Here is a 24,404-nt window from a genome sequence, read left to right on the forward strand (position 1 = left end):
CCCAACCAGATCAATCCTTTTTTCATTTCACCCTATAATAGCTGCCTAGTTTTAACAACTTTCATTGTTGCCGCAATGTTTCTTGCCGTTCTTTCCATATACTCTGCAGCGTGTTCAAACGCATCTGGTAACGTCACCACACCCGGAACGATGCTGAAAAGCGCATCAATCCCGTGTTCATACACGACGTCGCTGTCGTCGGATAGGGAACCCGCGAGCCCGATTACCGGTACGTCATATTTTTTAGCTGCTTTTGCTACGCCGATTGGTGTCTTTCCGTAAATTGTTTGACTATCAATCCGCCCCTCACCCGTGATAACAAGATCCGCATCCTTGACTGCCTCGTCAAAATTCACCGCATCCAGGACGATATCAATCCCTCTTTTCAAATCTGCATCAAGAAAGGACAGCAAACTTGCCCCAAGGCCTCCAGCTGCCCCGACGCCTTCTATCTCCCGAAAAGACCTCCCAAGCGCTTTTTCTGCGATGTCAGCAAAGTGGGACAGGTTCTTATCCAGCAATTCGACCATTTCCGGTGTGGCGCCCTTTTGAGGTCCGAAGATCGCTGAAGCACCCCGAGGCCCCGTCAACGGATTATCCACATCACATGCCACTTCTATGTGGACATCTCTCAATCTGTCATCCAAATCAGCCAAATCGATTGCAGCCAGCTCAGAGAGTGCACCGCCGCCTTCATCGATTTCTCGTCCAGCTTCATCAAGCAGTCTTCCTCCGAGGGCCTGAATCATTCCGGCCCCGCCATCATTTGTGGCACTGCCGCCGAGCCCGATGATAATATGATGCACACCAAGATCAAGAGCTGCGGATATCAATTCTCCAGTTCCTCTAGTAGAAGTGATCAATGGGTTCCTGTTTTCCGTTGGTACAAGATGTAAACCTGATGCAGCCGCCATCTCAATGACGGCTGTTTTCCCACCCCCCATCAAACCAAAGAATGCTTTGACTTGCTTACCCAAAGGACCAGTTACAAATCGTTCTTCGATTTTACCGTTGGTTGCGTCCACGAGTGACTGAACGGTTCCTTCCCCGCCGTCTGCCATTGGCATTTTCTTGTACTCAGCCTCTGGAAAGACCGATTTGAAACCTTTCTCCATGGCATCAGCAGCCGCCAGAGCTGATAAACTTTCTTTATAAGAGTCAGGGGCGATTACAATTTTCATCGTTATACATCCTCTCTATTAGTCTTAGCCAAAGAGCTTAAAGACACCGAATATAAGTGTTGAAATAATCGCAAGCGTCAGACCCACCAAAGACTCGTAAGGCATCATCTTTAGACGTTCTTTGATGGCCATATTGACGCTGCCCGCCGTGGCGTGGAAGAAGCTTCCGTGCGGCAAGTGGTCCAGCACCGTTGCACCTGCATGAATCATGGCAGCCCCAGCTAATGCTGATACACCCAAATCTAAAATGGTACCGCTGAAAACGCTGCTTGCAACTGCCGTACCAGCCGTTGTGGAAGCAGTTGCCGCTGACATGAAGATCCCGGATACAGGCGCCAGTACATAAGCTGGCAGACCTGTGGCATTTAACGCATTGATCAAGACATCCTTCAATGCAGAGTTAGCAATGATCCCTGCCAATGTTCCAGTCCCCAGCAGCATGATGGCTACGCCAGACATCTTATTTAAACCAGAAATGGCATATTCATTGATCTTCCTCGTCTTTTTCATCGCAATGGCTCCGATGATGCCCCCAATCGGCAGCGCAACCATCGGATCAATGTTGATATCAAATAGAGGTCGTAAAGAGAGAAGAATGATGGTTACTAGCGGCGCAATCAATGCAGTTATGAATATTGGAAGCTTTGTGTTATCTGTCATTTCTACATCCTGGTTCGCTACCGCAGTACCCTTTTTAACAAGTCTTTTAGCCAAAAGATACGTAACAGCAACACCGAAAACAGCTGGGATGATTCCGGCAGCCATAACTGATGTAAGCGGAACGCCAAATGCATCAGAAGCAGCAATCGCATTCGGATTAGGCGACATGATATTTCCCGCCTTGCCTCCCCCGATCATCGCCAAAAGAATGGCCGTTTTCGATAGATTTGCTCGTTTGGCTATCGCTAAAGCGATTGGAGATACAGTGATGACAGCCACATCCACGAACACCCCGACCGTTGTCAGGATCATCGTAGCAATGGTTAATGCCAGCAGGGCACGTGTTTCCCCGATTTTTTTGACAATCGTTTCCGCAATCGAGGAAGCCGCCCCAGATTCAATCAAGACACCTGCCAGGATACCCGCAGCCAAAATTCGTAATACCGCCGGAATGATGTCTTGGGCTCCTTCCATCATCAACGCCACAGTATCTGTAATATTCACACCGCCAATCAATCCACCGATCAAGGCTCCGGCAACCATGCCATAAGCTGGCGGCACTTTGTTCAAGATAAGTACAATTGCTATGACTAAGGCACATATCGCCCCTAAAGCGCTTACAGTTACATCCATGCTGTTCCCTCCACACTATGTAATCTTTATACTTGTTATTGTAAGCGTTTTCCTAGCTGGTTACATTGTGAAAAGAGATGAAATAATCGTGGGGAATATTTATCATAGTTGTGCATTTGCACAATTAGCTAATATCATGCAGCAGATTTGCCATATATAGTTCCATTAAGTCCTTTGCGTTCCGCGGATCCTTGCCCGTCAGTTCGGTAATCTTATCAAGGCGGTACCTCAGCGTATTCCGGTGAATGAATAAGCTTTCTGCAATTTTGTTTAATTCTCCACCCTCATTTATATATGCTTCCAAGGTATGGATCATTTCACCCTTCTTCCCTTGATCCAAGAGTCTATCATAAAAAGAAAAGGCGGTCTTATCCACGTTCTGGATCACTTTCGACAGCATTATTTCCAATTGATATGTTTCGTATAGGAAAAAGCTTGTGCCAGGATGTAACTTACGACCTATCATCATCGCTCTTTTCGCCCGATAAAAAGAGGCCTTTAACTGATTTAATTGTGTTGCTATACTACCACTTCCAATAAGGGCTTTACCGGTTGAAATCTTTTGCAATCGCTCTAAAAAAAGAGTTATTTCTTTTTTGTTCTCACAAACTTTCAATATGACAATCTCATCATTATAAGTAACACCAATCAAATCATTTTTACTCATCTCGGATTGAACCGCTCTCATCAGCTTTTGCGCTGTAACCTGTGCATCGTCCGTTATTTCCATCACGATAGCAGCTCTGGACTGTTCTAAACCTATCCCAATAAAGCCAGCACGCTGCTTTAAGGCTTCTTCATTCAAATCGCCTTCTAAGATAAGCTGATTCACAATCTCATTCTGGAGTCTTTGCTTCCATTGCACCCGCTCCAGCAAAAATGACTGCTCCAGTACTAATTCTGCCGCCATTTTCACAAGCTGGGCATAATTTCGGATTTGCTTGGGCTCACCTGTAATACCGATAACGCCGACGACTTGATCATTAAAGAGTATCGGTAAATTTATGCCCGGCCTTGATCCTTTCATACCCACGGCACTGGTATCATCTATTTCAATACTTTCGCCTTTTTCAAGGACAAGAAGAGCCCCATCGTGAAGCTGGTTAATCCTCTCGCTTTCTCCGGAACCTATGATTACCCCTGCCTCATTCATCACATTTATATTTTGATTCAATATCTTCATTGTACGCTCCACAATTTCCTGAGCCAGTTCATACGTCAAGAATTGCATATTTTTTTACCTGCCTTTCCGTTCATTCATTTAGAATCTATCATAGTAAGGAATGGAAAAATAATATTTACCAATATCTTGTTGAAACTTTTTCAATACATAACTGCTCTAACAAAGGGAAAGGAGGTTTTCGCTTGGACAATCATATAAAACTTGTCAAAAAGGCAATACGAGGCAATGATAAAGCTTTTGAAAAGCTAGTTGAAATTGAAAGTGAGAAATTATATAGAACTGCCCTTCTGTATGCAGGGAATAAAGAGGACGCCCTGGATGTACTTCAGGAAACAATCTATAAGGCTTATATATCAATAGACCAAGTAAAACAACCTGAGTTCTTTTCGACTTGGTTAACAAAGATATTAATCCGTACTTCCTATGACTTTCTTAAAAAGAAAAAGAAAATTATATTAGATGAAAATTATTTGTCCGCCCAGCATGCAAAAAACAACTCGGATATCGAAGGAAAACTTGACCTACTGCATGTAATATCAAAGTTAAATAGGGATTACCAGACAGTCATTATTTTATTTTACTATCACGATTTACCTATTCGCTGTATTGGCGAAACACTTAATATGGCCGAGAATACAGTTAAAACCAATCTTCGGCGTGCAAAAATCGAGCTTAAAAGATTATTGGGAGGGATGGAATATGAGCAAACAGCATTTCAATGAGGAGATCAATAAATTAGAGTTCCCCCGTGAGGAGGTTATGGCTGCAATAAGTAATGGAATCGAACAAGGACGGAAAGAAAAAAGACCAAGAAATAAAGCCAGTTTCAAAATTGCCGTCACTGTATCCGCTATTGCTGCGTCCGTCTTTCTTGTATCGGGGTTACTATTTGCACCGGTGACGAATGTTCTTGCTTCCGTCCCGATAATCGGTGCAATCTATGATAGATTCAGTATGCAAATCGGATATGAACTGTTTGAGAGCAATTTAATTACTCAATTAAATGAAGAAGCAAAAAGTAATGGAATAGAGATGACTGTAACAAGCGCTTATTACGATGGGAATGTCATCGGGCTCACGTTTAAGGCTGAAGGAAACAGGGTCTCTTTGGATAGGATCGGCGAGCAAGAAGAACCTGATGTAGGATATAGTTTTCACTTATCTGATAGTGACGAACAAAAACAATGGTCATCCAGTACGATGACAGATTTGGAAAAGACATCGAACGGCTACGTTGGTGCAATGGAATTTGATAATCCAAATGCTGATTTACCCGATAATTATACTTTACCATTAACCTTCACCTCTGTTACAGGAGTAAAAGGTACCTGGAAATTCGACGTTCCAGTTAAACGTATCCCTGCAGAAACAATCGCCGCAGATGATGAAAGTTCCTTTGAGGAATATGCCATTCATATAGATTCAATCACGAAAGGAAAAGCTACTACATTATTGAATTACAGAACAACTCTGCCGTTAACAGGAAAAGATGATGAAATTAATATAATAGTATTTGATAATAAGGGTAATCGGCTAACGAAAAGTCACACAGATGTAATGTCATCGGAACAAAATGACAGCATAGTGAAAAATGACGTTCGAGAATTATTCAGCAGTAAAATCCCAGAAAACGCGCAGTATTTAACGATCCAACCTGTAATTAATCAATACGAACAAGAAACGGTAAGTTCCTTGGAAAATCGCGCTCCCTTTACTGTAACCAGTCCGCGTTTAGATTATCAGATACAAGTGAATGATATCAAACAGAATGGGGATCAGCTAATTTTAGACTACAATATCCAGAATGTTGATACGGAAGCACTCGGAAAGGATATCATTCAAAACTTCGCTGATTTCATCACGCTGATAGAAACTAATGATATAGTCAAAGATAAAAACGGACAGCTTGATATGAATCAAATGATTAATCATCAAATCCGCAGCAAGCAAGCAAAGGAACTAGAGAATGATAATCTGCATTTCCAATCTGTCTTTACCATCGCCGGGAGCGACTTTGCTACAGACGACTACTCATTATTGATTCCATTCGGAACCTTAAGCAGCAACAATCCTGTAGAAATGGAACCAATCAAAGTTGAACTGAAATAACAGTGATTTTGGGGACTATACCAAGATAGTCCCCTTCACATGGTACATCATGTTATTTCCTTTCTTCCTCTACCCCAATACAACCCAAACAACAATACAAACCACAAAGGCGTCAACAGCAGCGCCGGCCGTGTCTCATCTGCCACCAGCATAATAACGAGAACCCCTGCAAACAACGTCAGGACAGCATAATTCACAAATGGTGTAAACGGTGCCTTGAATGTTGATTTTGCCTGCAATGCAGGACGGGTTTTCTTATATTTGATATGACAAATAAGAATGATGCTCCAAACCCAAATAAAGCAGATGGCACTGATAGTCGTGACAATGCTGAATGCCTGGTCAGGTATGAGTTTGCTTAAGAGTGCCCCTGCAGACACAACAATTGCCGACAGCCATAAAGCATTCGCCGGGACATGCTTTTTATTCAGTTTGGCAAGCTGCGATGGCCCTTGTCCTTGTTTGCTTAAATTATACAAAGTCCGGCTAGTCGAGAACATGCCGCTGTTTCCGGCAGATGCAGCTGATGTTAATACGACAAAGTTGATGATGCCTGCTGCAATTGGAATACCAACCAGACTGAATGTCTTCACGAAAGGACTTTCCGCTGCATTAAGCTCGGTCCATGGGTTTATCATTAACAGAACAAGCAGTGCTCCAACATAGAAAAATAGAATTCGTAATGGTATCTTATTTATCGCTGATGGGATGTTCTTAGCAGGGTTAGCAGTTTCAGCTGCTGATACCCCGATTAGTTCCACTCCGACATATGCAAAGACGACCATTTGGAAAGCAAGCAAGAAACCGGAGATTCCATTCGGAAATAGTCCTCCATGCTCCCACAAGTTCATAACCGAAACAGTCCCCGTGTCTGTCTGGAACCCGATCACCAGCAGCACAATGCCGATTCCGATCAATGCCAAGATCGTAACCACCTTGATTAACGCAAACCAAAACTCCAATTCCCCAAACAGCTTGACCGTCAATAAGTTAAGTCCTAATAAAACGACGACACAGATAAGTGCAGGTACCCATTGCGGGATATCAAACCAATAATTCACATACACCCCGACAGCAATCACATCCGCCATCGCTGTCATGATCCAGCAAAACCAATACGTCCAGCCCGTTACAAATGATGCCCACGGTCCAAGATACTCTTCGGCGATGTCGGTGATGGACTGATAGCCTGCATTTGATAAAAGCAATTCCCCAAGCGCCCTCATCACAAAAAACAACGCCATACCGACGATCAAATAAGCAAAGATAATCGAGGGTCCAGCCAACTGGATCGCTTTTCCGGATCCTAGGAATAACCCGGTGCCAATCGTACCGCCAATGGCAATCAGTTGTACATGTCTATTGGATAAGTCCCTCTTTAACCCTTGTTGTGCCAAATCTAACTCCTCCTTCAATCAACCCAATAAAAAAAGAGATTGGAAGCTCTCCAATCTCTCGATCACAAGAATAACAAATACTATTGGTCATGCGCGCACAGCAAAACACAAATACATATCCGATACTCTTCTGTCCTTTTGCCTGAGATTGTGAACCCTTCGGCGCCGTCCAAATGGCGGTCTCTCCAGAAGCTGCTCCTGCTATAGTGTCATCCATAGCATTCATAGCTTTATTATTAAGTTATTTAGATTCTAATGTTTGTTTGATTTTTTGTCAAACCCCCAAGACTTTCACCAGCTGCCAAGATTCCGCGAAACACCTGAGATATGTGTACCCTGCGATATTTTAAGCGGGACATATAATACCCTGAATCCTAATATTATGGGGGTGAAAGTATGTCAGTTGGACAATATCGTTCATTATGTCAAAAATACAACGGTAAAGCAGTTGAAATCCGATGTCATGATGGCAAAATTCATAGAGGAATCATCCAGCGTGTAGGACGCAATCGTGTTTACTTGCAGCCACTCGGCCGTTCCAGGAATCTAGGCGGCTTCGGTTATGGCGGTTATGGTTATGGCGGTGGCTGGGGATTTGGATGGGGAGTAGCCTTAGGAGCTATCGCAGGTATAGCCTTGCTTTCTCTATTCTGGATCTAATAAGACACCCGGTTCATGGAGAAGTGGGTATGACAGTGGTCATGACGATCCAGGAATTGGCTCCTTCATACCCGCACATACTCCATCCCATCAACGAACACGCAGCACATGGAATGTTATACCCTTAATAATCACCGGCAATGACGCTTGCTTCAACAGACAGCAATTCTTTACTTGATATACCGTGTCTTTCCATATATCTTTTCACTACATGATAACCGATACAATATCCCAGCATCCTCGGGTATTTTCGCTGACCAAATAGAATAGCCTGAAATTCCTGATCCTTTGGCAAAAGTTCCTGATTTGGCAGAATATAATCGGACCACATTTTTCCGATTTTCTTCTCGGAATAAGAGGATGCCCACCTTGCAGTCAGCTCTTCGCCAAATCTTTCCCTGACGGCATTTTCCGCTATCCCTTCTAATACAATGGTATCCAGTAACGTGTACATCTCCTCTTTTTTATCAAAACGATTCAGCCGGCATACATGGTTATACTCATGCGTAAATAGTGCTTTTATTTCCTCTTCTGCATTGGCTGGGGAGATAAATAAAAAAAGCTTATCCCTGAAAGCAAGCCCCGACTTCCCACCCAATTGCTTGCGGAGCCATTTATTTTGTTCATCGGATGGGAAAATATAGATAGGTATGTCCGGACTTTCCCACTCCTTTCGCAGGAAATCCTCATCCTGCTGTACGACCTTCCACACTTTATCATCCAGCTGTTTACTCCTCTTTTTCAGCGGGCGATACATGCCATGCCGCACGAAGTAATCATATATTTCAGCAGCAGAAGCGTCAGCAAAATGTTCTGTTAGCTTCTCGCACATCCCGACTGGATCTTCATATTCCCGAAACAGCCACTCATCCGTTCTGATTACGCTCATTTCACCCCCCCTAACATCATCACTTTATTCATCAGGAGTGCGTCCTGCCTTTTTAGCAGCACAAATCTTTTGTGTATTCATAGCATATTGCAATGATGTCATACCAAAGGCAGGGGTTACATTTGAATTACACATATCTTGATTGTTTGGCGCTATTTGGCGTAGGCGGCGCCCATCCAGGGGGATTGCAGCTAACAAAGGAAATTGTGTCCGAGGAAAAAATCAATGAACAAACAGCACTTTTGGAGATCGGCTGCGGTACCGGGCAAACTGCCGCTTATCTTGCACAGCAGTTCGGCAGCACAGTCAGTGCTGTAGACAGCAATAACATCATGGTGGACAAAGCCCGACAAAGATTTTCATCCTTGGATTTACCGATTGATATCAAACTCGGGGACACGGAAAATCTTCCCTTCCCAGACGCAAATTTCGACATCGTCCTTTCAGAATCCGTGCTAGCGTTTACCAACGTCTTTTCCACCATTCCCGAGCTCAAAAGAGTCCTGAAACCAAACGGCATTTTACTTGCAGTCGAAACGGTATTGGAGCAGCCAATCCCTAATGCGGAACGGGATAATATCGTGGATTTTTACCGTTTCCCACAATTATTAACAGAAGACGAATGGCTTGCAGCCTTCAAAAAAGCTGGATTTCAACGAATAGACAGCACGAAATACCAAGCCTCCTTGGAACAAATCGATGAGCAGCATGCTTCGGACTTCTCCCTATCGGAATATATCGATGACGAATTATTAGAGATATTGGAAACGCATGAAGAAATCACAAAGCAAAACATAGATAAATTAGGCTTTCGGGTCTTTCGATGCAGTTAAACAAAAAGAGATTGGATATCTCCAATCTCTTACTTATTAAAAACAGTATCGCCCTGGATAGGTTCATAACCATCCCTGAATTGGATTCGAATGGATTTCCCCTTCTCCAAATCGTCAGAATCCATGATGTGAAAATGCAAATGAGGTTCGGAAGAGTTTCCAGAATTACCACAGGTTCCGATACATTGTCCTTCCTTCACATCGTCCCCTACCTTCACTGTTATCGAATCCTTCTTCAAATGAGCCAGCAAACTATATTCTTCGTTTGCATGCTCGATCATGACATAATTCCCTGCTGGATGATCAGGATCCATTTCGCCAGGGATATTATCCGTCATCCCATCAACCACCATCACAACTTTGCCATTTGCCGGTGCTACAATTTCTCCGCCGAACGCATAGTAGTTTTCATTATCGGTTGGAGTATCTTGATAAGATAGACCATCTTTCACCTTCACTAAATCATACGCATAGCGCTGATTCTCATAAACGTAATGATAGTTCATGAACTCATTTGTACCGCCCCAAAAGATGAACCATTCACCCTTTACCGGCATCATGTACTTATTCTGCGTGAGGATATTGTCACTATCTCTGTACTTTATATAAGGCTTTAAAAATAGACCTTGGATTTGATGATCCTTATCAAAAATCACATTGATCGCTTTCTCTCTTTGATCATCTATCCAGACATAGTTATCGAAGTTTAAAAAAGCATTTTTGAATTCTAGGTCATAATGTTCGACACCTTCATTAAAGGATGCTGATAAGTCTACGAATTCGCTCAAGGACACCAACTGCTGAAAATCATCTGATGTAATCCGGTAAATATCTTCAAACTGCCCGCTTCTGAATATCTCACCAAATTTTTCAGGAATGATGGAGCTGACTGGCAATTACATGACCTCCTAAATTGTCATTTGTGTTCATTGGGACTGGAGCAAGGCTTATGCTGCCTTTGAGTTTATTAAAATGAAATAGCAACTGTCATTGTATTTAACCATGAACAAATGTAACTATTATTTCCGTTCCTTTATTACATTCGCTCCTCACTTCCATCTTCCCTTTATGCAAATCGATTATTTTCTTCACTATAGATAGTCCCAGACCATTACCGCCAGCATTGCGGGTTCTGGATTTATCAGCTTTGTAAAATCGCTCGAACATATGCATGACGGCTTCTTCATCCATGCCAATTCCGCTATCTTTTATCTGGACCATTGGTTGACCGTTTGGTAATTTATCTACTGTAACGGTAATGGTTCCTGCGTTTGGGGTGAATTTTATACTGTTATGAATGAGGTTGATCCATACTTGATCCATTAGATCTTCATTCGCAGTAAGGCTTACATTTTCGAGGGAAATATCCATCTCTATGTCTTTCTCGGCCCACTGCGGTTCATTGGCAAGGATGATCCGGCGGAGCTGATGGTCCAATCGGTAGGTTTTTCGCTCAAGGGTTAAATCATCGGATTCCAAGGAAGTCAGCTTCAATAGGTTTTCGCTCAATTTAGACAGCCTGATACTTTCCATTTCGATTATCTCCAGGTAGTGTTTCCGCTCCTCGGGGCTTAAGTCATCTCTTTTTAAAGCATGGGCAAATCCGCTGATACTAGTCAAGGGAGACTGGATTTCATGGGATACATTCGAGATGAATTCCTGTCTCATTTCTTCCATTTTCCCAAGCTTATCTGCCATGTTATTGATGTTTTCGATAATTTTATAATAAGGATGCTCTGTGCGCCCCTTGAACTGACTCATATAAAAAGAAAGATCTATATTAAAGTTTCCTTCCGCCATCATCCTCATTGCCTGGATCATTGGATGCAAGAACTTGTCCTGTCTTTCTCTTACCCACTTGATTCTTGTGACGAAAAATACACCCAAGCCAAATAAAAGAAACCCCAATATCGAATTAATGAGCTGTTTAGTCAATGCATGCGGGTGGAATTGAATAACATCATACAAGAAAGAGGTTAGCCAATAAGCGAAAGCCCAGCTTATGAGTAAAGAACCTATAACGGCAAACATACCTATAAGACGTTTCAGGAATTCACGCTGTTTCAATTCAATACCTCCAGACGATAGCCTAGGCCGCGAATGGTTGTGATTTTAAACGGACAGCCTTCGCAGGAAAACCGCTGGCGCAGTCGTTTGATATGGACATCGACAGTGCGTTCATCTCCTTCGTAATCAAAGCCCCAAATATCTTCAATCAATTGTTCCCGCGAGAATGTTTTCTGCGGGTTTGCTGCCAGTTTGAACAGCAATTCAAATTCTTTGAGCGGCAGTGTAACATGCTCATCCTCAATCATCACTTTAAAAGAGGCGCGATCGATCAGTACATTCCCTATCCTGATTTGATTGGAGACGGATATCTGGTGGTGCCGGAGCTGCGCTTTTACACGAGCGACTAGTTCAGGCGCGGCAAATGGTTTCACCATATAATCGTCTGCCCCGAGATCAAACCCTTTCACTTTTTGCATTGTTTCCCCTTTTGCCGTTAACATGATAATCGGCATAGTATCGGAGTAATAAGTTCGTACTTCCTGACAAAATGCCCAGCCATCCATATTCGGCATCATGATATCCAGGATGATCATGTCGATTTTATCTGTTTCTAAAATCGCTAATGCAGCTTCCCCATCTTCCGCTTCTGCCATGGAAAAACCTTCTTTTGAAAGAATCAAATGAATCAACTCTCGAATATGTGCGTCATCATCTACGATTAAGATTTTTGGCATATCATCCATTCCCTTTATAAAGTAGAGAGAACCGCCGCATGACGATTCTCCTTGTACTTTTACTATTTTACCATTAGACCCTTCTCATATAAGCACGAACCGTGATAGGCGCAAAGATTGCTACGATCACAGCAGCCCCAATAAGCGAAATGGTCATATCCACGCCCACGGTTCCAGAATTGGTTAAATCCCTTACTGCAGTGACAAGATGTGAAATTGGATTGATATTCACAAACCATTGAAGCCAATTAGGCATTGTATTCGCTGGTACGAATGCATTGGAAAGGAACGTGAGCGGAAATAACACGAGCATGGATATCCCCTGCACGCTTGAAGCTGTTCGGGCAATCACACCAAAGAAAGCAAAGATCCAGCTGACAGCCCAGGCACAGACGACAACGAGAATACCAGCAATGATGATACTGCTGAGCCCACCTTCTGGATGATAGCCCATGATATAGCCCATCACAAAAGTAAGGATCGTTGCGATCGTGTATCGAATCGTATCTGCCATCAATGCTCCTGCCAACGGGGCAATTCGGGCAATCGGCAACGACTTGAACCTGTCGAATACCCCTTTATCCATATCCTCCCGCAGCTGGACACCGGTGACAACGGAGGTGCTGATAACCGTTTGAACTAAGATACCCGGAATAATAACTGGCAAATAGCTTTTCACATCCCCCGCTATAGCACCGCCGAAGATGTAAGTGAACATCAGCGTAAAGATGATTGGCTGTAATGTCACATCAAACAATTGCTCCGGGGTACGCTTTATCTTCAGCAGACCTCTGAAAGCCATGGTGAAACTGTTCATCAACGCTTGACGGAAACTTGATTTATTCTTGAGCTGTCTGTCGACAATATGTGTATCTAAATAACTGTTCATGATTCTACCTCTTTCTTTGCACCTTTTCCTGTAATGGTCAAGAATACCTCATCCAAGGTTGGCTTCTGTATACTCAATTCTGCTGATTGGATTCCTTCTTTCCGCAATGCAAGGAGCAGATCCGAGACCGCATCAGCATCCGCCAGCGGAACGGTTATTTTTCTCCCTTCAGCTGAAACTGCGGCCTGTACGTTAAGTATCCTTTCGACCAATTCTTTGGCAGCTCCTATTTGATCGGCATTCTGAATACTTACATGCAAGGAAGAACTGCCAACAGACTGTTTCAATTCATCCACTGTCCCCTCGGCTACAACTCTTCCTCGATCGATTACCGCAACCCGGTCAGCCAGTTCATCAGCCTCTTGCAGATATTGCGTCGTCAGCAATACTGTCGAACCTGATTTCACCAATTTTCGAATCGTATCCCACATTTGATTTCGTGTTCGCGGATCCAATCCAGTAGTTGGTTCATCCAAAAAGATTAGCGGCGGCCTTGCAATCAAACTTGCTGCCAAATCGAGACGCCGGCGCATCCCGCCAGAAAAATGCTTCAATGGACGCTTGGCCGCTTCTGTGAGTCCAAACTCCTCCAGCAGCTCTTCCGCTTTCACCCGCGCTTCTTTGCGGCTCAAACCTAGCAGCCGTGAAAATATAATCAAATTCTCCGTTGCACTCAGCGACTCATCAACAGAAGCATACTGACCAGTCACCCCTATCAATTGCCGCACAATCTGCGGATCCTTCGCAATGTCATATCCGAAAATACGGGCTGACCCAGCATCTGCTTTCAGTAAAGTAGCCAGCATCCTGATTGTGGTTGTCTTGCCAGCTCCGTTTGGTCCCAGTACACCATAAATCGTACCCGCCTTCACCCTCAGATTCACTCCGTCAACAGCCCGATTCTCACCGAACGTCTTCACAAGCCCGCTCGCATCGACTGCCCATTCGCTATTTGTATCAACAGTTTTCATCTTTGTTATCCTCCCGATAAATAGTTGAATCGTTGTTTTATTAGAAGCACTTCTAAGCTCTGAATGAAGTATAGGTGATTTATGTGAACTGAATATGAACGGGAGAGTAAATGCCTATAAATTGCTGCTCGACTAACTTATATATGTATGAACAAATAACCTTAATCTCCTGATAGCAATGTGGTGAAAAAGGGGATCTAGGAAGATAAAAAGAAGATCACCATAAGAGATGATCTTCTTTTCTTTTTACTTATTAAAGGTTTTTGGAGTGAAAATTATAGTTCCAGCGTCTCCTTCTTTTGCTGCGATATTTTTCATATCTTCAGACCAAAGTAATCCACTAACCACAATTGCACCGACAAGTACCAGTGAAAAAATAAGCTTCTTCATTTAAAAACCCTCCTTATTGTAGTAGAGCCAATGAATAATATTTAGTTGCAAGTTCATACTGACTATTTTCATTATAATACTGTGCTAGCTCCGTTGAAAACCGCTTTACATTGTAAATATCGTTAATTCTTCTGAAATACTCTATGCCTTCCTGCCATACGCTTTCAAAATTCAGCCTATCTTCGTATTTTTTGTGAAGCATCGCAAATTCCCACTTTTTCGCCATATCATCTTTTTCGATACTTTCTTTAAAGCCAGCAGTATACGTTTCAAGTGCTTTTGAAGTCTGATCAGTTTTCCAATAACAATCTGCCAATAAGTACAAGATTTTCAAGCCTTGATTAAGTTTTAGTGCCTCTTTAAGATATCGAAGTGCAGCAGCCGGCAGGTTATTTTTCACATAAAGTACGCCGAGGTTGAGATTGGTTGAAGCAATAAAATTGTTATTTCCGAGAGTTTTAAATGATGTTAAAGCACTATGAAGATATTCTTCTGCTTTGTCAAAGTTGCGGAGATCTATACAATTCAATCCTTGCAGCATGTACCATTATCCGCGACCGCAACAGCAGTTAATACTTTCTCTGCGCCGATCGTAACACCTGTACTTGTTATTTTATTTCTTAGCGAATGCTTTAGAAGCTGATAAACGAAACTTATTGGGGTTATATACAGACAAGATAACAAAAAAGAAGCCCAACGTTAGAATTTATTGAGCTTCTTTTTTGTTATCAGAAGGGAAATCCCTGAGTTTTCACTTGTAATAAAAACCCACTGCTTCTCCATAAATTTATCACAATCCAATAATCATCAACTGGCTTATTCATGCCTTTCTTGATAGTCGCCTCCATTCAGTACTCCTTCTTGTGGTATTTCAAGCTTGAAGTGCGTACCATCCGGCGAACTTTCAACTATATTTATATCTCCTAAGTGTTCAATCATCATTTTTTTCACAAAAGGTAGACCCAGTCCCATTCCCCGCTTTTTATTTCCTAATGAAATAAAGGGATCAAATACGCTCACCCAGTTCTCTCTGGGTATGCCCTTACCAGTGTCGATAAAGTGTATGATGATATTTTTATCATCAATTTCTGTACTGATCTTTATCTTATTTACCGACCTGTTTTCCGGCATTGCTTCGACGCTATTCTTGATCAGATTGATAAAGACTTGTTCTAAGTTTGTCTTATTCAAATAAACATTCAGTGGTGAATATATATTTGTGAACGCCAACTCGACCTTGTTTTCTTGGAGCATCCCAGCTGAAAAATCAATAGACTCTTGAATAATCTCCGCAAGATCCTCCGTTTTAAAGATTAATGCCGAGGACTTCATATACGAACTATAATTATCTGTCAGTTGATCTAGATGTTCTGAGGATTTACCTATCATCTCCAATGTTCGCTTGTCTCTTTCATTTAAAGTATGGCTTTTTTCCAACATGCCTGAAAAACTTTTAATAATAGAGTTTGTGTTTTTCACTTCATGAATTAAACTGCCAGCCAGCTGTCCTGTATAGTCTAGTTTTTTCTGTTTTTCCATTAATTCATAAGAGTGAATTTTCAAGTCCACATTGAACTTAACGAATATGTGTAAGCTTCCCACCGAAAACACGATGACGCCAATGCTGCTTGTAAGGAGGCCAGTTAAAGGAATGAAGTTCAGAACTCCAGGTACGATAAGCAGCAATGCGTTGAATGAAAAACCCATAAGGAAGTTCTTAAAGTGTGAGTTCCGAATTCTCAATGACAATACACACACAACCAACAAGAAAAATACAATACCAGCCATGTGCATGAAATACACCCATAATAGCGGTCCATACTCAGGAAAATAGTGATTACCAGTAAACCTTTCATTGGCAACGACCAATCCTTTTACTCCTAAGTTCGACCAACTTATTAGATAAACGACGGTGCTCCATATAGTGAAGCCAATAAGTGCCTTTTTGGTGAAAAGAGCATAAGCAATTCTCGTTAGCCAATTCGTTTTCTTCATCACGGATGGTTGGTTGTTGATAATCCAGTAAGCCATATATAATACCATGGGGAGGCTGAAAGTCGGTCCCGCACGAAACAGCTTGAACAGGAATAGAACCGTATCCTCTGACAGAACATCTCTAAAATAAAGAACTCCGATATCCAACTGCCAAATTGTGATTAGGATCATAGATATGGTCATTCCTACCGACAACTTTGTTTCATTGTAAACTTTATTAATGCTCAATGCTAAAAACAATGGCAGTAAACCAATGGCACATATTAATATACCAATAATCATACCGACTAACCCCTAACTGCTCGAAACCCACATCGTGGATTGTAATTTTTATGTATGCACATATGTTATTTCCGCCATGTCCATGTTTTGTAATAGCAACGCAAAAACCAATAGACCCGATGAGTTACTTGATCTATTGTTTCTACCCTATTACCCGTCGCTGCTATTCTCATATATTCTCTAATGGATACTTGTACCTATACATTATATCAGATGCTTTCTATATAGCTGTTGATTGGAATATGTTACCTTTCAATAATTTGGAAGCCGGTGTTTTGGCGCATGGAGAAGTAACTCATCCATTCATAACAAACTCCACCATATAATATCAGAAAAATTTAAATATTGAATTTCTTTATAAATTGTTATACAATCTCACAAACAGTTAAGAAGAGGTGGATGATGAAAACGTTAGAACGATTTAGTCAGTTTGTCGGAAATACCTTTGCGTATTGGGTCATTTTATTTGCGGTAGTAGCCTTCTTGCTGCCGTCAGGATTCACATGGATCGTTCCGCTGATTACCCCGCTTTTAGGTATCATCATGTTTGGAATGGGGCTGACTATGTCTGCAAGTGACTTTAAAGGAGTTATCAAACGTCCTTTTGAAGTGTTTGTTGTAGTAGCTGGACAATTTTTGATCATGCCGCTGCTTGCCTTTGCTTTGGCAAAAGGGCTGCAATTGTCTCCAGAAGTGGCAGTCGGTGTCATTCTCGTAGGCTGCTGCCCGGGCGGAACATCTTCTAACGTCATGACTTTCCTGGCCAAAGGTGATGTCCCATTATCCGTGACCGCAACAGCAGTAACCACTGTTCTCGCGCCAATTGTAACACCAGCACTTATTCTATTATTTGCGAGCGAATGGATTGAAGTCAGTCCTGTCTCCCTATTTATCTCTATCGTGAATGTCGTTATCATCCCAATTGTATTAGGCTTGCTCGTGAAGCGCTTCTTTAACAGACAAGCTACTGCAAGTGTAAAAGTTCTGCCGCTTGTTTCAGCCGTTGCCATCATCGGCATCGTAGCAGCTGTCGTATCCAATAGCCAGGCACAGATCGCCCAGACCGGGCTGGCAATCTTCGGAGTAGTGATTCTCCATAATATACTCGGTTACCTGCTCGGCTTCGCCTTTGCCAAGCTCCTGCGCATGGACCTGCCAAAAGTGAAGACAGCTTCCATCGAAGTCGGCATGCAAAATTCAGGATTAGGCGCACAGCTTGCAACAGCGCACTTCTCCCCGCTAGCTGCTGTGCCAAGTGCTATTTTTAGTGTTTGGCATAATATTTCGGGGTCTATTTTGGCTAATATTTTTGCGAAGATGGGGAGCAGTGAAAAGGAAGCGGCAGATATCTTAAAAGAAAAAACACTCTAACCACCCGCTTGAAGATGTGACATACTGAATTATAAAACGTTTATAGTACTTTAAAGGAGTCCTTAAATGGACTCCTTTAATACCCTGCTATTTACTACGATACAATGTTTAGATCATCTGAGAAGATTCACAGTAAATTAGTTACTTAAATTCAACAAACCCATTACTTGTTACTGATTCTCATTGAAATTCCACTAATCAAGAGAACAATTATGAGCAATATATTAAATATAAAAGTTGATCGCTCCATTTCTATCTTTAAAAAGAAAGCGGTAACGTTTGTTAATAATAATACTATTGCGATAATAATAAATATATTAGCAGTCGAATTAGATTTTTCCTCCAAGTTAAGCACCCTTTTATTTAAACTGATTTAAATATACATATATATATCTAGTATTTCCATATTTTATTATATGATGTAAACATAATCTACACGCTATTAAAATTAAATAAATAAAGTAATGGGAAACATTATCAAAAAAGGAACAAGGTTGACTGTAAATTAATTTCCACCCCAAATTGTTCTATAATTAAATTGGCTCTAACCCAAACTTGAAATTCTTACAGAGTATCAATATGAACAGAGACTACGAAAAAATGGAGGTACAAGAGTTAATATTATGGAGGAAATTGCTAATTATTTTAATAACAATACTGCAGATTTAATAAAAGATACTATTTTTATGTTTTTAGGAGCACTATTAGGATTGTTTATTACTCCAAGAAATAATTCAAATCAACAAGAAGAAGTAAATATTAAGAAGTACAATAAATATGTAATAAATGAATATATAACAATTCAAAGAACAAAATTTCAGCAGAAAGAAGGTAACGATGGATATTTTCCATGGATGATAATTTTGGGGTTAACTTTGCTTACTTACCTTTTCATTAAATATAATGCTCAAATTCTCAATTATTTCAATGCCATGTTCTTCTTCTGTTTAGCCAGTGTAGCTACAATTATTATCAGATTAATTTTCAGTGGCCTGTATAATAAGTTAAACATACTTTGGACGGTTATTTCTCTTATCATTTTATCTTGTGACATCTTTACTCTTCATTTTCTTAAACAACAAGCTCTTCATAAATATTCATCCTATTCTCTTAGTACCTTGTTTCAAGAACTAGGGATAGATGGTTTTATACCTATACTTTATACTTTCTTAGGATTCATTCTAATTATTTTTCTTAACGTTTTATTACTACTATTATTAATCCATTTATATTGTTTTAATTTCTATATAACAAAAGGAGTAGTTTTCTCGAATATAATTATTAAGAAAACCTCGATGTTCTTATATCAGCCAATTCAATTCTCTTTATTTATATTATTCACGTGTGTTCTTACAATTTTGTTTAGTTCAGGTACATTCTATGAGCTAGTACAAAGATATTTTATATAATTTATGTTAATAAGTTTTTTTAGTAATACAAGTTAAATGGTGAACTGAGATATTTTTATGGTTTAAGGTAATAATGGGTACATAATCAAACCTGATGCAATCAAAGGGACAGAGGATGTGCCTAACTTGGATTTTCTACATAGCCAACATACACTTACCACAATGGAATGGGTTCTACGTGCAGTCGTTTCTTTCATCTTTTTATTGATCGTCGCTAAAGTACTTGGCCAGCGCTCCATCTCGCAGCTAAGGCTGCTTGATTTCGTTATTGCTTTGGTCGTTGGAAATATTATTGCTCACCCGCTCTCAGATGAGGAGCTCGGTCTGAAAGGGTCCATCATAACGACTGTGGTACTGGTTCTCTTATACCTTGGCGGGATTTTCCTTATTTTAAGATGGCCGTGGTTTCGGAATCTAATCAATCATAAGCCTATTCCAGTTGTTCAGGATGGAGAGATCCTTTATGAGGGGCTGCGCCACGCCAGGATATCGATCGATGTGTTATTGGAAGAGCTGCGCAAAGGGAAAGTGGCGGATGTGGAGAAGGTGGCTTTAGCGCTGTGGGAAGCGGAAGGGAAGATATCGTTCTTTCTTGATCCCAAATATGAAGCGGTCACGCCTGAGATAATGCAAATAGATATGCCGCCTTTTGATTTGCCGCAGACAATCATAAAAGATGGGCGAATCCTCCATAAAGGGCTGAAAGAAACAAGTAAGAATGAAGCATGGGTCGTGTCTCACTTACGGGATAATTATCAGACTGAGGTTAGAAATGTCCTGCTTGCGACAATTGATAAGAATGAGAAACTGAATGTGTTCTTGTATAAGTGACTTTTCATAACTCACTATAGCCAAACAGCCAATTGCTCATCCTAACGGCAAGACTGTTTTGTGTTTTGATTTTGAACCTATTCAGCTGACAATTCACTTTCTGTTACCCATTTATGGTTTTTGACTTCTTGTCCGTCTGTTGTCGATGTGTAATCCACAGTATAGACTGTTGTATCCACTGCGGAATCGGTTACTGCTTAAGCACCGTTCATACCTGCCATATGATCGGCGGTCACATTATAGCATACGGTTGGGTATTGAATTGAATAAGCGATAAGAGGCGATTGATTGAATAAAACAACTTTTAATATGAATGATAATAGGAAATATAAGCTCCTAAAACCGCATTCTACTCCCATTCCGTGTATACACATTCACAATCCACAAAAACGACAAAAAATGGTAAAATTAATTAAATAACTATTTTGAAGGAGCGTTGCACTATACCATGGGACAGAATATCACCAAGCCAGTTGACGATATTACAGCTCAATTGGACAATTGGTCTATCAGCATTCGACTGGATAAAAGAGAAGCAGCTGCTACTATCCATGAATACCTAAAAAGCTTCATTAACGACTTCAGCACCGATACTCTTATTAAATATACCTTGCTGGAAAGTCGTTTCTACTTAATGCAAAAAGACCTCGTGAATAGCGCTGTTGCGATTGACAATGCTAAAACATATCTTGACCACTTCCATGATATCCACCGACATTACTTACACTTAGCAGAAGGAATTCTATTCTATGATGAAAAACGCTACCAAGATGCTCTTCACTGCTTTGAGAAAGCCGAAAAGTATCTAAATCAATTACAAGATTCTGTAGAGATAGGTGAATTTCACCTTCGTAAAGCCATGACTTATTATTTCCTTGATATTACCACTTTATCAGCTTTACATGCAGAGCGAGCTATAGAAGCCCTAAAACCATATAAGACATTCGAGTTTCTTCTTGCCCGTGCAGAAATGCTACAAGGTATGAATTACATGGATCTTCAGGATTTCGAATTGTCAGAAGAACATCTCCACAAAGCATTAATTTCTTACAAAAATATAGATAACCAGTATTTCATAACCACTACCAACCTCAACCTTGGACTTCTATATGTGCAACGTGAACTGCCGGAAGCAGCTATTCGTTATCTGGAAGAAGCACGTAAAAACAAACAAGAACGGATCCATTTGAAGATTTTATACCTGTTAGCCGATTCTTATTGGAAAACCAATCATCCTTCCAAAGCTATGGAGGCTTATACGGAAGGTTTCCAGAAAAGTATTGATACAGATGATTTAACAATGAAGTGGGAATTTGCCATGTTGCACAAAAAATTCGAGGATAGGGTGAACTATGAAAGCGTATGGCAAGAAGGTATAGAATATTTTAGAAAAGTTAACGATTTATTTAACGTAAGGCTCTATTCAAAAGAGCTAGCCCTGCATTATACTGAAACTAAGCAATACGAGCTTGCAACAAGATACTATCTTTTAGCTTCTATCTAAATAAGGAGGAGATATTATGAAGAAAGTTGTTTTCTCGTTGATATTAATAGGAACGATTATCGTAAGCAGTGTGGTTGGATATGCAGAAGATAACAAGACAGCAGAAAAGAAAGGCGATCTTGGAACTGTAATATTTTCACTAAATTTAACTAAATAGACTGGGACAAAAGCGTTTGAAGGAAGCAACCTCTATACAGACCCTTTTAAATGGAGTCGTTCTGCACTTCCCCCTTTGCCGAATTCACATGAAGGTGTGGACCAGTAGAATGACCTGTAAACCCAGATAAAAACAGTATGTATTTCCGTTACAGTTTTCTGCATAGCAGATAGCCAGAAACGAAAAATTAGATTCCTAAATATATAACTGGAGCCGGCGTTTGCTGACTCCAGTTTCTTTCGTACATGCGAGTGCATCATCAATTACTTCAAGTTCTTAACCCCAGTCTCCAGCATTTCCATCTGCAGCACTGTCTGCTCATCCGTAATGGTTTTCTCTTTACCATTAACAATGGCTTCATATACGTCATCGTATACTCTTCCATAATCCCCATCCACGGATTTCACTTTTTCTTCGTGTACTGTGCCGTCTTCATCGATATAGGTCAGTACACCATAATGGTCTAGTGTATCGACACCAAAATCCTGTTTATCCGGCATATAAAATAGCTTTAAATGTTCTTCCTGGCGATCTTTCGTTTGTTTCACAAAGCTTCCCTTATTGCCATAAACAACAAAGCTTGGTCTTTCTTTCAGCCTGAAGTAACTGGATTTCACCGATACTTTCAATCTGCCGTAATATAAATCCAGATCAAAATAATCGTTCATTCTTCCTTGTCCTAATAATTGCCTCACATCATAATGGACATGATCGGGCTTGCCGAAATAACTGATGACTTGATCCAAGGTATGGCAGCCGTGGCCGTATAAATAGGACTCCGCCGGATCAAAGGAAGTAGCAGATTCGGGTACTTCGGGACGATAATAATCATAATGCATTTCCACTTCAAGCAAGTCTCCTAGTTTGCCTTCTTCGATGACCTTTTGCACAGTTAAGAAATCACTGTCAAAGCGCCGATTTTGATACGCTTGCACAAGTAAGCCTTTTTCTTTTGCCAATGCAAATATTTCTTTTGCTTGTTCCGAGGTTTCCATAAATGGCTTTTCCACCAGACAATGTTTATTATGTTCCAATACTTTTTTTGCGTACTCATAATGGCTGTCATGTTTTGTGCAAATAACGATGAGCTGAATGTCATTGTCGTTCAATAATTCATCTAAATCAGAAGTATAATTCACTCCTGCAATCTTATCCCAATTATCACGATCAGGGTTTCTTCGATAAATTGTTTTCACTGTGATATTCTCTCTTTGCAAAACAAATGGCAGATGATATCTGTTCGTGCTTTTCCCATTTCCGATATAACCGATAGTAAGCATAGCAGCCCCCTAAGATAATCTTTTTGATTCGAAGTACCTTAAGAAAAAGTACCTCCTCGTTGATAAGTTCATCATACCAGGAGGTACTTCTCAAGTGTTTATCGAATTACTTATTACATCAAACCGATGGAGTGGAAGACAATACCGATCACGAACAATCCTAGGATCATCACAATCGGAGAAACTTTCTTCCGAAGCAGCCACATGCAAAGCAGTGTGATCAATAGTCCCGCCAAACCTGGAATCAAGCTATCCAAGTTATCTTGTAAAGTCGTTACACTCGTGTCGCTTAATGATCGGCCGGCGGCTTGCTGTTCCAGCGCCGTTTTTATTCCTTCCGATCCAGCAGGCAATTCATCCCAGTCGATATAAGCACCTTCGTCGAGCTGCACTTCCGATACAGTTGGCGCGAATGCGACGGATACCCACCTATTTACCAGTGATCCTAATATGAACATCCCGAGTATCGAGGCGCCCTTGGTGATATCCTGCAGCAGTCCGCCAGATAAGTCTTCGGTAATTTTGGAACCAGCTTTGTAACCAAGCTCCTGTGTATACCATGTGAATCCCATACGAATGAGGTTCCATAAAACGAAGTAAAGAATTGGGCCGAGAATGTTACCAGTCAAAGCAAGAGATGCAGCCAATGCACCAAGGATCGGTTTCACTGTGAACCAGAAGGTTGGATCCCCGATACCTGCCAATGGTCCCATCATTCCGACTTTAACCCCTTGAATGGCCTTGTCGTCAACAGGCGCTCCATTGGCACGTTCTTCTTCGAGTGCCAGCGTTACCCCGATGATCGGGGAAGCAACATATGGGTGTGTATTGAAAAATTCCAAGTGACGCTGCAATGCTGCAGCACGGTCTTCTTTTGTTTTATATAATCTTTTGATTGCGGGAATCATGGAAAATGCCCAGCCGCCGTTTTGCATACGCTCATAGTTCCAGGAGCCTTGAATGAAAGTGGAACGCCACCAAATAGCAACGCGATCTTTTTTGGATAACTTCAATTGTTCTGCCATTTTTTCTCCTC

General features: G+C 41.2%; 24 protein-coding genes, 1 pseudogene and 1 riboswitch. Of the genes and pseudogenes, 9 read left to right on the top strand and 16 right to left on the bottom strand.

Annotation, left to right across the window (positions count from 1 at the left end):
* Positions 1–32: 32 nt before the first annotated feature.
* The 3 genes from BLQ53_RS04320 to BLQ53_RS04330 all read right to left on the bottom strand — a co-directional run bounded on the left by BLQ53_RS04320 (position 33) and on the right by BLQ53_RS04330 (position 3,705).
* Positions 33–1,181, bottom strand: a complete 1,149-nt coding sequence (locus BLQ53_RS04320) for a glycerate kinase (RefSeq protein WP_093726060.1) — start codon at positions 1,179–1,181, stop codon at positions 33–35.
* A 24-nt stretch (positions 1,182–1,205) separates the two neighbouring features.
* Positions 1,206–2,474, bottom strand: coding sequence for a GntP family permease (locus tag BLQ53_RS04325; protein ID WP_093726061.1), 1,269 nt, complete (start codon positions 2,472–2,474; stop codon positions 1,206–1,208).
* Between the two features lie 124 nt (positions 2,475–2,598).
* A complete protein-coding gene (locus BLQ53_RS04330; protein ID WP_093726062.1) occupies positions 2,599–3,705 on the bottom strand; it encodes a CdaR family transcriptional regulator in 1,107 nt (368 codons plus the stop codon).
* A gap of 134 nt (positions 3,706–3,839) precedes the next feature.
* On the opposite strand from BLQ53_RS04330, the gene BLQ53_RS04335 reads away from it, so the two are divergent.
* Together BLQ53_RS04335 and BLQ53_RS04340 are read left to right on the top strand one after the other, a co-directional pair.
* On the top strand, positions 3,840–4,379 hold the full coding sequence (locus tag BLQ53_RS04335; protein ID WP_093726063.1) for a sigma-70 family RNA polymerase sigma factor: 540 nt from the start codon (positions 3,840–3,842) through the stop codon (positions 4,377–4,379).
* On the top strand, positions 4,357–5,766 hold the full coding sequence (locus BLQ53_RS04340; RefSeq protein ID WP_093726064.1) for a DUF4179 domain-containing protein: 1,410 nt from the start codon (positions 4,357–4,359) through the stop codon (positions 5,764–5,766). The genes BLQ53_RS04335 and BLQ53_RS04340 overlap by 23 nt, the downstream gene beginning before the upstream one ends.
* A 47-nt stretch (positions 5,767–5,813) precedes the next feature.
* Here BLQ53_RS04340 and BLQ53_RS04345 read toward each other — a convergent pair whose 3' ends face one another.
* Positions 5,814–7,163: an amino acid permease gene (locus BLQ53_RS04345; RefSeq protein ID WP_093726065.1), complete on the bottom strand. Its 1,350-nt coding sequence runs from the start codon at positions 7,161–7,163 to the stop codon at positions 5,814–5,816.
* Positions 7,164–7,283: 120 nt separating this feature from the next.
* A riboswitch (glycine riboswitch) is annotated at positions 7,284–7,362 on the bottom strand.
* A 197-nt stretch (positions 7,363–7,559) separates the two neighbouring features.
* On the opposite strand from BLQ53_RS04345, the gene BLQ53_RS04350 reads away from it, so the two are divergent.
* Positions 7,560–7,823, top strand: coding sequence for a hypothetical protein (locus tag BLQ53_RS04350; protein WP_093726066.1), 264 nt, complete (start codon positions 7,560–7,562; stop codon positions 7,821–7,823).
* A 124-nt stretch (positions 7,824–7,947) separates the two neighbouring features.
* On the opposite strand, the gene BLQ53_RS04355 is transcribed toward BLQ53_RS04350, so the two are convergent.
* Complete coding sequence (locus BLQ53_RS04355; RefSeq protein ID WP_093726067.1) at positions 7,948–8,712, bottom strand: DUF2268 domain-containing putative Zn-dependent protease; 765 nt, start codon at positions 8,710–8,712, stop codon at positions 7,948–7,950.
* 122 nt (positions 8,713–8,834) lie between these two features.
* On the opposite strand from BLQ53_RS04355, the gene BLQ53_RS04360 reads away from it, so the two are divergent.
* The gene (locus BLQ53_RS04360) at positions 8,835–9,545 is read left to right on the top strand and encodes a class I SAM-dependent methyltransferase (RefSeq protein ID WP_244499245.1); all 711 of its coding nucleotides are present in this window, start codon (positions 8,835–8,837) and stop codon (positions 9,543–9,545) included.
* A 29-nt stretch (positions 9,546–9,574) separates the two neighbouring features.
* Here BLQ53_RS04360 and BLQ53_RS04365 read toward each other — a convergent pair whose 3' ends face one another.
* The 8 genes from BLQ53_RS04365 to BLQ53_RS04395 all read right to left on the bottom strand — a co-directional run bounded on the left by BLQ53_RS04365 (position 9,575) and on the right by BLQ53_RS04395 (position 16,816).
* Positions 9,575–10,441: a M23 family metallopeptidase gene (locus BLQ53_RS04365; protein WP_093726069.1), complete on the bottom strand. Its 867-nt coding sequence runs from the start codon at positions 10,439–10,441 to the stop codon at positions 9,575–9,577.
* A gap of 100 nt (positions 10,442–10,541) precedes the next feature.
* Positions 10,542–11,612: a sensor histidine kinase gene (locus BLQ53_RS04370; protein ID WP_093726070.1), complete on the bottom strand. Its 1,071-nt coding sequence runs from the start codon at positions 11,610–11,612 to the stop codon at positions 10,542–10,544.
* Positions 11,609–12,289, bottom strand: coding sequence for a response regulator transcription factor (locus BLQ53_RS04375; protein WP_093726071.1), 681 nt, complete (start codon positions 12,287–12,289; stop codon positions 11,609–11,611). The genes BLQ53_RS04370 and BLQ53_RS04375 overlap by 4 nt, the downstream gene beginning before the upstream one ends.
* 73 nt (positions 12,290–12,362) lie before the next feature.
* Entirely contained in the window at positions 12,363–13,178 is an 816-nt protein-coding gene (locus BLQ53_RS04380; RefSeq protein ID WP_093726072.1) for an ABC transporter permease, read from the bottom strand.
* Complete coding sequence (locus BLQ53_RS04385; RefSeq protein ID WP_093726073.1) at positions 13,175–14,149, bottom strand: ATP-binding cassette domain-containing protein; 975 nt, start codon at positions 14,147–14,149, stop codon at positions 13,175–13,177. The genes BLQ53_RS04380 and BLQ53_RS04385 overlap by 4 nt, the downstream gene beginning before the upstream one ends.
* A 246-nt stretch (positions 14,150–14,395) precedes the next feature.
* Positions 14,396–14,539 (bottom strand): hypothetical protein, encoded by a 144-nt coding sequence (locus BLQ53_RS18850; RefSeq protein WP_170829571.1) that lies wholly within the window; start codon positions 14,537–14,539, stop codon positions 14,396–14,398.
* 13 nt (positions 14,540–14,552) lie between these two features.
* Entirely contained in the window at positions 14,553–15,080 is a 528-nt protein-coding gene (locus tag BLQ53_RS04390; RefSeq protein ID WP_093726074.1) for a tetratricopeptide repeat protein, read from the bottom strand.
* A 275-nt stretch (positions 15,081–15,355) separates the two neighbouring features.
* A complete protein-coding gene (locus BLQ53_RS04395) occupies positions 15,356–16,816 on the bottom strand; it encodes a sensor histidine kinase (RefSeq protein WP_244499246.1) in 1,461 nt (486 codons plus the stop codon).
* Positions 16,817–17,218: 402 nt separating this feature from the next.
* Between BLQ53_RS04395 and BLQ53_RS04400 the strand changes: the two genes are divergently transcribed.
* The 3 genes from BLQ53_RS04400 (at position 17,219) to BLQ53_RS04410 (ending at position 20,427) form a co-directional block, all read left to right on the top strand.
* Positions 17,219–18,187 carry a bile acid:sodium symporter family protein gene (locus BLQ53_RS04400; protein WP_093726075.1) on the top strand — a complete coding sequence of 323 codons (969 nt, stop codon included), beginning with the start codon at positions 17,219–17,221 and terminating at the stop codon, positions 18,185–18,187.
* A 623-nt stretch (positions 18,188–18,810) separates the two neighbouring features.
* On the top strand, positions 18,811–19,596 hold the full coding sequence (locus tag BLQ53_RS04405) for a hypothetical protein (protein WP_093726076.1): 786 nt from the start codon (positions 18,811–18,813) through the stop codon (positions 19,594–19,596).
* 126 nt (positions 19,597–19,722) lie between these two features.
* Entirely contained in the window at positions 19,723–20,427 is a 705-nt protein-coding gene (locus BLQ53_RS04410) for a DUF421 domain-containing protein (RefSeq protein ID WP_093726077.1), read from the top strand.
* A gap of 77 nt (positions 20,428–20,504) precedes the next feature.
* Here the strand turns inward: BLQ53_RS04410 and BLQ53_RS19135 are convergent.
* A pseudogene (locus tag BLQ53_RS19135) lies at positions 20,505–20,657 on the bottom strand (DUF1541 domain-containing protein); the annotation flags it as partial.
* A 218-nt stretch (positions 20,658–20,875) separates the two neighbouring features.
* Between BLQ53_RS19135 and BLQ53_RS04420 the strand changes: the two are divergent.
* Positions 20,876–21,931, top strand: a complete 1,056-nt coding sequence (locus tag BLQ53_RS04420) for a tetratricopeptide repeat protein (RefSeq protein WP_093726078.1) — start codon at positions 20,876–20,878, stop codon at positions 21,929–21,931.
* Between the two features lie 16 nt (positions 21,932–21,947).
* Positions 21,948–22,088: a hypothetical protein gene (locus BLQ53_RS18855; protein WP_170829572.1), complete on the top strand. Its 141-nt coding sequence runs from the start codon at positions 21,948–21,950 to the stop codon at positions 22,086–22,088.
* A 263-nt stretch (positions 22,089–22,351) separates the two neighbouring features.
* On the opposite strand, the gene BLQ53_RS04425 is transcribed toward BLQ53_RS18855, so the two are convergent.
* Positions 22,352–23,368, bottom strand: a complete 1,017-nt coding sequence (locus BLQ53_RS04425; protein WP_093726079.1) for an oxidoreductase — start codon at positions 23,366–23,368, stop codon at positions 22,352–22,354.
* 113 nt (positions 23,369–23,481) lie between these two features.
* Entirely contained in the window at positions 23,482–24,393 is a 912-nt protein-coding gene (locus tag BLQ53_RS04430) for a PTS system mannose/fructose/sorbose family transporter subunit IID (RefSeq protein ID WP_093726080.1), read from the bottom strand.
* Positions 24,394–24,404: the final 11 nt, after the last annotated feature.

The sequence above is a fragment of the Terribacillus halophilus genome (assembly GCF_900101385.1).
Taxonomy (GTDB): Bacteria; Bacillota; Bacilli; order Bacillales; family Amphibacillaceae; genus Terribacillus; species Terribacillus halophilus.

Bases quoted from the DNA above. Each gene is read 5' to 3' on its own strand.
- BLQ53_RS04320 (WP_093726060.1), bottom strand. From the start codon at position 1,181: ATGAAAATTGTAATCGCCCCTGACTCTTATAAAGAAAGTTTATCAGCT.
- BLQ53_RS04325 (WP_093726061.1), bottom strand. From the start codon at position 2,474: ATGGATGTAACTGTAAGCGCTTTAGGGGCGATATGTGCCTTAGTCATA.
- BLQ53_RS04330 (WP_093726062.1), bottom strand. From the start codon at position 3,705: ATGCAATTCTTGACGTATGAACTGGCTCAGGAAATTGTGGAGCGTACA.
- BLQ53_RS04340 (WP_093726064.1), top strand. From the start codon at position 4,357: ATGAGCAAACAGCATTTCAATGAGGAGATCAATAAATTAGAGTTCCCC.
- BLQ53_RS04350 (WP_093726066.1), top strand. From the start codon at position 7,560: ATGTCAGTTGGACAATATCGTTCATTATGTCAAAAATACAACGGTAAA.
- BLQ53_RS04355 (WP_093726067.1), bottom strand. From the start codon at position 8,712: ATGAGCGTAATCAGAACGGATGAGTGGCTGTTTCGGGAATATGAAGAT.
- BLQ53_RS04375 (WP_093726071.1), bottom strand. From the start codon at position 12,289: ATGCCAAAAATCTTAATCGTAGATGATGACGCACATATTCGAGAGTTG.
- BLQ53_RS04380 (WP_093726072.1), bottom strand. From the start codon at position 13,178: ATGAACAGTTATTTAGATACACATATTGTCGACAGACAGCTCAAGAAT.
- BLQ53_RS04385 (WP_093726073.1), bottom strand. From the start codon at position 14,149: ATGAAAACTGTTGATACAAATAGCGAATGGGCAGTCGATGCGAGCGGG.
- BLQ53_RS18850 (WP_170829571.1), bottom strand. From the start codon at position 14,539: ATGAAGAAGCTTATTTTTTCACTGGTACTTGTCGGTGCAATTGTGGTT.
- BLQ53_RS04390 (WP_093726074.1), bottom strand. From the start codon at position 15,080: ATGCTGCAAGGATTGAATTGTATAGATCTCCGCAACTTTGACAAAGCA.
- BLQ53_RS04395 (WP_244499246.1), bottom strand. From the start codon at position 16,816: ATGATTATTGGTATATTAATATGTGCCATTGGTTTACTGCCATTGTTT.
- BLQ53_RS04400 (WP_093726075.1), top strand. From the start codon at position 17,219: ATGAAAACGTTAGAACGATTTAGTCAGTTTGTCGGAAATACCTTTGCG.
- BLQ53_RS04405 (WP_093726076.1), top strand. From the start codon at position 18,811: ATGGAGGAAATTGCTAATTATTTTAATAACAATACTGCAGATTTAATA.
- BLQ53_RS04420 (WP_093726078.1), top strand. From the start codon at position 20,876: ATGGGACAGAATATCACCAAGCCAGTTGACGATATTACAGCTCAATTG.
- BLQ53_RS18855 (WP_170829572.1), top strand. From the start codon at position 21,948: ATGAAGAAAGTTGTTTTCTCGTTGATATTAATAGGAACGATTATCGTA.
- BLQ53_RS04425 (WP_093726079.1), bottom strand. From the start codon at position 23,368: ATGCTTACTATCGGTTATATCGGAAATGGGAAAAGCACGAACAGATAT.
- BLQ53_RS04430 (WP_093726080.1), bottom strand. From the start codon at position 24,393: ATGGCAGAACAATTGAAGTTATCCAAAAAAGATCGCGTTGCTATTTGG.